Raw genomic sequence first — 8,388 nt, forward strand, 5'->3', positions numbered from 1 at the left:
ATGACCACCTCCTGCCGCCGAACACACCGCCTGCGAGGCGGAGGATCGGGCTGGGGCCGGGCTACGCTGTGTGAGAGCTTCGCCCGGCCCCAGCCCGATCCTTCATGGGCGCTTTTTCCACCACGCCCATGGACGTTACCAGTTGACAGTGCCCTCCGGCGCGCTTGGCCTCCATACTTTTCCAGGTGCCACTCACCCTTGCCGAACACCTTCCGGCACCGTCAACTTGTCGACCGCCGGGCAGAGTGAGGGCGCGGCCGGCGGCGGCGGTCTGCGGATTACGCCGCCAGTGGCGCGCCGGCGACTTCGGCCCAGACCTGGAACGCCTGGGCGCGGGCCTTCCGGTAGTCGGCGACGGAACGGTGGTCGCGGCGGAGATGGAACAGGTTGGCGGGACGAACGGCGCTGCCTATAGACTGCTGACCCGAAGGTTGTTGACGACGCTCACAGCCCTACAAGACGGGGCACCCGGCGCAACACCTCTGTTCAGCGTAAAGTAGCATCCCGCGCAGCACCGGTCAGGACGACCCCGTCACGAACAAGCTCTGAACAACGCCTGCGAAGTCTCGCATCAGCCGACCCGGCGGTCAAACGGCCTCTACGCGACGGTGCCGGCATCATGAAGACGGCCGATCTCCGCGGAAGGCAGCCCCAGCAGATCGGACAGCACCGCGTCGGTGTCCTGCCCCAGACCAGGGGCCGGGCGATGATCGGTGCGCTCACCCATGCCGGGAAAGCCGAGCGGCGATCCGGGAACCAGCAGAGACCCGACGCCGGGCTGGTCGATTTCACGGAAAAGCGGGTTGGCGGTGGAGCAGCGCGCATCCTCGGCGACGAGCTGGCCGAAATCACGGTAGGGTCCCCACAGCACGCCCGAGCCGGCGAACGCGCCCTCCACCTCCGCCAGCGTGCGCGCGGCGAACCAGGGGGTGAGCACGGCGGAGATTGCATCGCGGGCCTGGAAGCGTCCGCCTTCGTCATCCATGTCCACGCCCATCAATGGGCCGATCATCGCCAGCCTGTCGGCCAGCCCGGTCGCCTTGCCGAGCGCATTCCACTGGCGGTTGGAAATGGCGACGACCATCGCGCGCCGCCCATCGGCGGTGGGGAAGTCGCGGCCAAAGGCGCCGTACAGGTCGTTGCCCATCGGCGGACGCACGGTGCCATTCACCCGGACGTCGGCGAGGTAGCCGAGATTGCCGACGGTCGCCAGCATCACGTCGGCCAGCGCCACCGTCACCTCCTGCCCCCGGCCGGTGCGGCGCCGGTGCCGGTCGGCCGCCAGCAGCCCGGTGGCGAGATAGAGGCCGGCCGCCACGTCCCAGGCCGGCAGGACATGGTTCACCGGCTCCCCTCCCCTGCCGGTCGCCATCGGAAATCCACCGGCGCAGTTGACGGTGTAATCCACCGCGGCCGATCCATCCGGATTGCCGGTCAGCCGCAGCATGATCAGGTCGTCGCGCTTGGCGGAAAGCGCCTCATAGCCCATCCAGCCGCTGGCCGGCAGGTTGGTCAGCAGAAAGCCGGCATCCTCGCCCGACGCGGTGATGATGGCCTGGGCGATCTCCCGCCCCTCCGGCTTGTCGAGCGCCAGGGTGACCGACCGCTTCCCCTTGTTCAGCGCCGTCCAATAGAGGCTGGTGCCGTTGGGCGTCAGCGGCCAGCGGCGATAGTCGATGTTGCCGCCGATGGGGTCGATGCGGATCACCTCCGCGCCCAGCTGGGCCAGCGTCATGCCGCCCAGCGGAGCTGCGACGAAGGCCGAGACTTCTACGATGCGCAGATCGGAAAGTAGCGATGACATGGGGGACGGGTTCCGCTCGGGGTGGATGCAGAGGGCGGCGGGAGGCGGTCAGGCCGGGGCGCAGACACGCCCCGACCTTGCACGACCCATCCTCAGACGCACCGGCCGCCGTCGATCTCCAGCACCACGCCGGTGATGAAGGCCGCCTCGTCGGAGGCGAGATACAGCGCGGCGTTGGCGACGTCGGAGGGCTGGCCCAGGCGGCCGAGCGGAACGATGCCCAGCATGCGCGCCCGCTTTTCCGGGGTGTCGCCGCCCATGAAGGTGGCGAGCAGCGGCGTTTCGGTGGCGACCGGAGCCAGCGCGCAGACGCGGATGTTGTCGGGCGCCAGTTCCAGCGCCAGCGACTGGGTGATGTTGTGCACCGCGCCCTTGGTGGCGTTGTACCAGACTAGGCCCGGACGCGGACGCAACCCGGCGGTGGAGCCGAGATTGAGGATCACGCCGGACTTCTGCGCCCGCATCGTCGCCACCACCGCCTTGGAATAGAGGTAGATCGACTTGACGTTCAGGGCGAAGACGCGGTCGAACTCCTCTTCGGTCACGGTCTCGAACGGGCCGTTGGCGTGGGTGGAGCCGGCATTGTTCACCAGGATGTCGAGACGCCCGAATTTCTCGACCGTGGCGGCGATGGTCATCTCGACATCGGCGGTTTTGGTGACGTTGGCGGCGATGCCGATGGCGGCCTCGCCCAGCCGCTCCGCCACCGCACGGGCGGCGTCGCCGTTGATGTCCACGACCGCCACGCGGGCGCCCTCGCGCACGAAGGTCTCGGCCATCGCAAGACCCAGGCCCTGCGCCGCCCCGGTGATCAGGGCAACCTTGCCGTCCAGGCGCTTCGTCATTCTCGGTTCCTCCCCAGGGGATTATGTTGTGATGGGGGGAGGCTATCCGCGCCGGACGGGCCGTGCTATGGACCATCCGTCATAACTGCTATCAGCAGCCAAAGCATAACGGAGTGTAGGACGGTCCCAGGCGCCGTCAAAAGGCGCCTTCAAAGCGCGCTGTTCTCCCCTGCGCTGCCGGGAGCGACGACCTTGCCCTTCAACACGCCGTTGGCGACGCATTTGACGACTTCGACATGGATCAGCCGCAGCAGGGCGCGGGTCGCCTTCGATACCGGCTGATGCAACGGCGTCGCGGTGACCAGCATGGCGTGCATGTCCTTCGACGTGATTTCGCGCGCGATCAGCCGGCCTTGGCGCACCTCGCGGTGGACGGCGCCGAAGGGAAGGATGGTCGATCCCATTCCCTCCTCCACCAATTGTTTGATGGCGGTGACGGAGTCGATCTCCATATCGACCTGCAGATCGATGTCGGCCCGGCGCACCGCCGCATCGACCACCCGGCGCAGGCCGTTCTCCAGGCCGGGCAGCAGGAAATGCAGGTCGGCCAGCATCTCCACCCCGACAGGTCCGTCATTGCCGGCACCGGCATCCTTAGCCGACTGCACCAGGAGCAGATTCTCCACCAGCAGGGGCGACGACAGCATGCTGCGCCCGCGCCGGGCGTCGTAAAGGACGGCGAGGTCGAGGCGTCCACCCTCGACCCATTCCAGCAGCGTGCCGCTGAACACCTCGTGGATGCGCAGCGTGGCGTCGGGATAGTTCTCGTGGAACCGGCGGGCCAGCGGCGCCCCCAGCGTGGCGCAGATCGATGGGGGCAGCCCCAAGGTGACGGACCCGGTCAGCCGTTCCGACTGGTCTTGGATCTCCTCCTTGATCTCCGACAGTGCGCCCAGCAGATGACGGACCACGTCGTACAGCTTGCGCCCCTGCTGGGTCAGCGACACGCCGCGCCCATGACGGTAGAACAGGCTGGTGCGCAGCTCGTGCTCCAGCTTCTGGACCTGCCGGCTGAGCGCAGGCTGGGTGATGCCAAGCTTGACCGATGCCTTGGAAAAGCTTCCAAGCTCGGCCACCTGGACGAAGTAGCGCAGTTCCAGAAGTTCCATGAGCAGCGGGTCTCGTCGTTCGGCCTCCGCGTCGGATAGCGAATACGCCGATATGACACAAGCGGAGTCGCGGCAGGTCAGTCCTGCCCCGTCCCCCGCTGCGCCCTGCCGTCAATTGCGCCGGGTGAGCAGGCCGCGCACTACAACCTGGGCCTGGATTTCCGCCGCCCCTTCGAAGATATTCAGGATGCGGGCATCGCACAGCACACGGCTGATCGGATATTCGACGGCATAGCCGTTGCCCCCGTGGATCTGCACGGCGTTGTCGGCATTCGACCAGGCGACGCGCGCGGCCAGAAGCTTCGCCATGCCGGCTTCGATGTCGCAGCGGCGATCGCTGTCCTTCTCCCGCGCGGCGAAATAGGTCAATTGGCGGGCGATCATCGTTTCCACCGCCATCCAGGCCAGTTTGCCGGCGACGCGCGGGAAGGCGGAGAGCGGACGGCCGAACTGGACGCGCTCCTGGGCATAGCGCAGGCCGAGTTCCATGGCGTTCTGCGCCACGCCGACGGCGCGGGCGGCGGTCTGCACGCGGGCGGACTCGAAGGTCGCCATCAGCTGCTTGAAGCCCTGGCCCTCCACACCGCCCAACAGGTTTTCACTGGGAACGGCGAAGCCGTCGAAACCGATTTCGTATTCCTTCATGCCGCGATAGCCCAGCACCGGGATCTCGCCGCCGCTCATGCCCTCCGCCGGAAAGGGATCATCCTCGGTGCCGCGCGGCTTCTCGGCCAGCAGCATCGACAGGCCGCGATAGCCGGGGGCGTCCGGATCGGTGCGCACCAGCAGCGTCATCAGATCCGACCGGCTGCCATGGGTGATCCAGGTCTTCGCCCCGGTGACGCGATAGGTATCGCCGTCCAGCACCGCACGGGTCCGCAGGCTGCCGAGGTCGGAGCCGGTGTTGGGTTCGGTGAACACGGCGGTCGGCAGGATCTCGCCCGACGCGATGCGCGGCAGCCAGCGCGCCCGCTGTTCGGCGGTGCCGCCCATGCGGATCAGTTCGGCCGCGATCTCCGCACGGGTGCCGAGAGAACCGACGCCGATGTAGCCGCGCGACAGTTCCTCCGTCACCACGCACATGGCGAGCTTGCCCATGCCCAGCCCGCCGTCCTCCTCCGGCACGGTCAGGCCGAACACGCCCATCTCCGCCATCTGCTCGACGACGGCAAGTGGGATCAGCTCGTCCTTCAGATGCCAGTCGTGGGCATGCGGCTCCACCGCGTCGGCCACGAAGCGGCGGAACTGGTCGCGGACCATGTCCAGCGCCTCGTCCTCCAGGGCCGCGTCGCCGAAGCCGCCGCCATGCAGCGCATCGGTCAGCAGCTCGGCGATGCGCAGCCGCAGGCCGGAAGCGTTGCCGGCGGCGATCAGCCGGCGCACCGTCTCGGTGCGGAAGGCGTCCCGCTCCGCCTCGCCCAGCCCGAAATCAGACGGACGGACGATCTCGCCCTGGCTCATCGCCAGACCGCCGTCGAGCTGGGCCAGATACTCGCCGAATGCCGCCTGGAGCATGGCTTTTTCCAGCTCGCCCAGCCGGCCGGCGCGGTCCAGCCGTTCCGCCCAGCCCCGCATCTGGCGCAGCGCCTCGGCATAGGTGGCGACCCAGGCGAAGCCATGCGCCGCCACCTGATGGCGGTCGAGCAGTGCGGCGTCCACGCGCCCATCCGGCGCCACCAGCGCCGCTACGCCGCGCTCCGCCGCCTTGGCCAGCTGCGCCACCGCGTCGAGCGCCGAGGCCGTGGCCTGCAGCAAGTCGGGAAGCAGATGCGGATGGGCTTCGGACGGGCTGACGGTGCTCAAGGTGGAAGACATCGGCGCGTTTCCCCGGTGTTCGTTGTACGGTGTTTGCTATCAGGTCAAACTGTCGCTGAAGACGGGCGGCTCGTCACTCCGCTGCCGCTTTTCCGCGGGACGGCAGGGCGATGGCCACTCCGGCGAAGGCCTGCTCGACCAGCCGGCGCTGGTCGGCGTCGTGATCGCCGTGGAAGCTGCCGGCGGGCGAGGCCGCCTCGGCACGGGCCACGCAGGCGACGCGCGGCTCGGCGCAGCCGGCAGCCCCCCGCAATGCCTCCAGCCGGCGGTCGAGGTAGGTCCAGGCGCCCAGGTTTTCCGGCTCCTCCTGCACCCACAGGCAGCATGCGTCCGGCCAACGGCGGAACAGAGCCGACAGTTCGGCCTCGGGCAACGGATACAGCATCTCCAGCCGCACCACCGCCACATCCTCGACACCCAGGGCGGCGCGTTCCCGCTCCAGCTCATAAGCCAGCTTGCCGCTGCACAGCAGGATGCGACTGACGCGCTCGCTGGCGGTGACGACGACCGGCTGGAACCCGGTGCCGGGCGCGAAGTCGGCCAGCGCCGATACCGCCGCCGGCAGGCGCAGCAGCGTCTTCGGGCTCAGCACCACCAGCGGCTTGCGGTCGCGCCGCAGCATCTGCCGGCGCAGCAGGTGGAAGTAATTCGCCGGGGTGGACGGATGCGCGATGCGGATGTTGCCGCGTGCCGCCATCTGAAGGAAGCGCTCCGGCCGGGCGGAGGAATGCTCCGGACCCTGCCCTTCCAGACCGTGCGGCAGCAGGATGACCAGGCCGGAGGGTTGGCGCCACTTGTCTTCCGCGCTCACGATGAACTGGTCGATCATGATCTGGGCGCCGTTGGCGAAATCGCCGAACTGCGCCTCCCAGATCACCAGCGCGTCGGGCCGTTCCAGGCTGTAGCCGTATTCGAAGCCGAGCACGGCATATTCCGACAGCGGGCTGTTGACCACGTCGAAGCGGCCCTGGGCAACGCTCAGATGGTTCAGGCTGACATGGCGCTTCCCGGTGACGGCATCCGTCAAAGCGAAATGCCGGTGGGAGAAGGCGCCGCGCACCACGTCCTGGCCGGTCAACCGCACCGGCACCCCGTCGGCCAGCAACGTGGCGAAGGCCAGCGCCTCGCCGGTCGCCCAGTCAAGCGGCTCCTCGGCGCGGCGGCGGATGACGCGCTCCACCTTGCGGTCGACGGTCAGGCCATCCGGAATGGCGGCCAGCGCCGCCAGCAGAGCCTTCAGCCGGTCGGGGCCGATGCCGGTGTCCGGTTCGACGGCGGCCGATCCACCAGAGGCAGACCCGCCGGAACCGAACGGCGCCCAGCGTCCGCCGGGGAAGCCGTCATGGTTCGGCCGGTGATCGGCGGCGGCGGCCAACGCCTCCTGGAAGCGGGCCTTGTGCCCGGCGGCAAGAGCGTCGACCGCGCCCTCCCCGACCACCCCGTCGGCGGCCAGACGCCCGGCATAGAGCGCGCGGACGGGCGGGTGGGCGTCGATCGCCGCGTAATCCAGCGGCTGGGTGAAGCGCGGCTCGTCGATCTCGTTGTGACCGTTGCGGCGGTAGCCGACGAGGTCGATCACCGCATCTCGCCCGTGCGCCTGCCGGAAGGCGACCGCGAGGTCGGCGGCCCGCAGCGCCGCGTCCGGATCGTCGGCGTTGACGTGCAGGATGGGGCTGTCCACCGCCTTCCACAGCCCGGTGCAATGGAGGGAGGTCCGCGCCTCGTCGCGTTCGGTGGTGAAGCCGATCTGGTTGTTGACGATGACATGGATGGTGCCGGCAACGGTGAAGCCGGCGACGCCGGACAGTTGCAGCGCCTCGGTCACGCTGCCCTGGCCGATCACGCTGGCGTCGGTGTGCAGCAGCACGCACAGCACCCGGCGCGCCTCGCCGCCCTGCTCCCGGAGCAGATCCTGGCGCGCCCGCGCACGGCCCAGAGTGACCGGATTGATCGCTTCCAGATGCGACGGGTTGGGGGACAGGGTCAGCGCCAGCGTCCCTTCGCCGAAGGACAGGCTGCTTTCCACCCCCATGTGATAGGGGACGTCGGCAGGAACCGGCGGGTCGGCCTGGAAGGGATGCATGCCCTTGATGCCGGCGAACAGCTCGACCAGGGGTTTGCCCAGCACATTGGCCATCAGGCTGAGCCGTCCGCGATGCATGGTCCCGACCTGCACCTCGGTGACGCCCGCAGCCGCGGCCACAGCCAGGATGCGGTCCAGCAGCGGAATCAGCGTCTCCATCCCCTCCGCGCCGAACCGCTTCTTCGTCGGGTAGCGGGTGCCCAGCAGCCTTTCGAACTCCTCCGCCGCGCTCAGCAGCGACAACGCCCGGCGACGGGCCTCCGCCGGCAGGGCGGCAGCGGCCCCCTCATAGGCGTCGCGCAGCCAGGACCGCAGGGCCGGATCGTCGATATGGGCGGTTTCCAGCGTCAGCGTGCCCTGATAGAGCCGGCGCAGCCGCATGGTCTCCGCATCCCCGGACGCCGGCCCGGCGGGAGGCGCGGCGCGGCCCAGCGGATCGAGGGCGGCGGCGGCATGGCCGCGCTGGCGGATTTCCTCGTGCTGAAGCGACGGCCGATCGGTCGCCGGCCCGCCGGATGCCGACAAGTCCGGAGCGACCGCGCCCAGCTCGTCCAGGATCTGGAAGACGGCGCGCCAGCTCACGTCCACCGACGCGGGATCGTCGCGGAAGCGCTCCTGCAGCGCTTCGAGATAGGCGGCCCCGGCGGCGTTGAGCGGAGAGGACGGCCTAGACATGGCGCTTACCGTTCATGCGGTTGAACATCCGTCGTTTGAGGCGGTTGGGAACAGTTC

5 protein-coding genes are annotated in these 8,388 nt (G+C 69.0%); all 5 read right to left on the reverse strand.

Features of this window, described 5'->3' with window-relative positions; all coding sequences use genetic code 11:
• Positions 1 to 598: 598 nt before the first annotated feature.
• The 5 genes from VD964_RS19640 to VD964_RS19660 all read right to left on the reverse strand — a co-directional run bounded on the left by VD964_RS19640 (position 599) and on the right by VD964_RS19660 (position 8,331).
• Positions 599 to 1,804 (reverse strand): CoA transferase, encoded by a 1,206-nt coding sequence (locus VD964_RS19640; RefSeq protein ID WP_324870200.1) that lies wholly within the window; start codon positions 1,802 to 1,804, stop codon positions 599 to 601.
• A 92-nt stretch (positions 1,805 to 1,896) separates the two neighbouring features.
• Positions 1,897 to 2,649: a glucose 1-dehydrogenase gene (locus tag VD964_RS19645; RefSeq protein WP_149227553.1), complete on the reverse strand. Its 753-nt coding sequence runs from the start codon at positions 2,647 to 2,649 to the stop codon at positions 1,897 to 1,899.
• Between the two features lie 149 nt (positions 2,650 to 2,798).
• Positions 2,799 to 3,758: a LysR family transcriptional regulator gene (locus tag VD964_RS19650; protein WP_324870201.1), complete on the reverse strand. Its 960-nt coding sequence runs from the start codon at positions 3,756 to 3,758 to the stop codon at positions 2,799 to 2,801.
• A gap of 111 nt (positions 3,759 to 3,869) precedes the next feature.
• Positions 3,870 to 5,573, reverse strand: coding sequence for an acyl-CoA dehydrogenase family protein (locus tag VD964_RS19655; protein WP_324870202.1), 1,704 nt, complete (start codon positions 5,571 to 5,573; stop codon positions 3,870 to 3,872).
• Positions 5,574 to 5,646: 73 nt separating this feature from the next.
• Positions 5,647 to 8,331 carry a 2-oxoglutarate dehydrogenase E1 component gene (locus tag VD964_RS19660; protein ID WP_324870203.1) on the reverse strand — a complete coding sequence of 895 codons (2,685 nt, stop codon included), beginning with the start codon at positions 8,329 to 8,331 and terminating at the stop codon, positions 5,647 to 5,649.
• Between the last annotated feature and the right edge of the window lie 57 nt (positions 8,332 to 8,388).

Origin of the sequence: Azospirillum sp. (assembly GCF_035628975.1) — a bacterium.
Lineage (GTDB): Bacteria > Pseudomonadota > Alphaproteobacteria > Azospirillales > Azospirillaceae > Azospirillum.

What these genes read in the sequence shown, in the direction of transcription:
- VD964_RS19660 (WP_324870203.1), bottom strand. Translation starts at nt 8,331, where the DNA reads ATGTCTAGGCCGTCCTCTCCGCTCAACGCCGCCGGGGCCGCCTATCTC.
- VD964_RS19645 (WP_149227553.1), bottom strand. Translation starts at nt 2,649, where the DNA reads ATGACGAAGCGCCTGGACGGCAAGGTTGCCCTGATCACCGGGGCGGCG.
- VD964_RS19650 (WP_324870201.1), bottom strand. Translation starts at nt 3,758, where the DNA reads ATGGAACTTCTGGAACTGCGCTACTTCGTCCAGGTGGCCGAGCTTGGA.
- VD964_RS19655 (WP_324870202.1), bottom strand. Translation starts at nt 5,573, where the DNA reads ATGTCTTCCACCTTGAGCACCGTCAGCCCGTCCGAAGCCCATCCGCAT.
- VD964_RS19640 (WP_324870200.1), bottom strand. Translation starts at nt 1,804, where the DNA reads ATGTCATCGCTACTTTCCGATCTGCGCATCGTAGAAGTCTCGGCCTTC.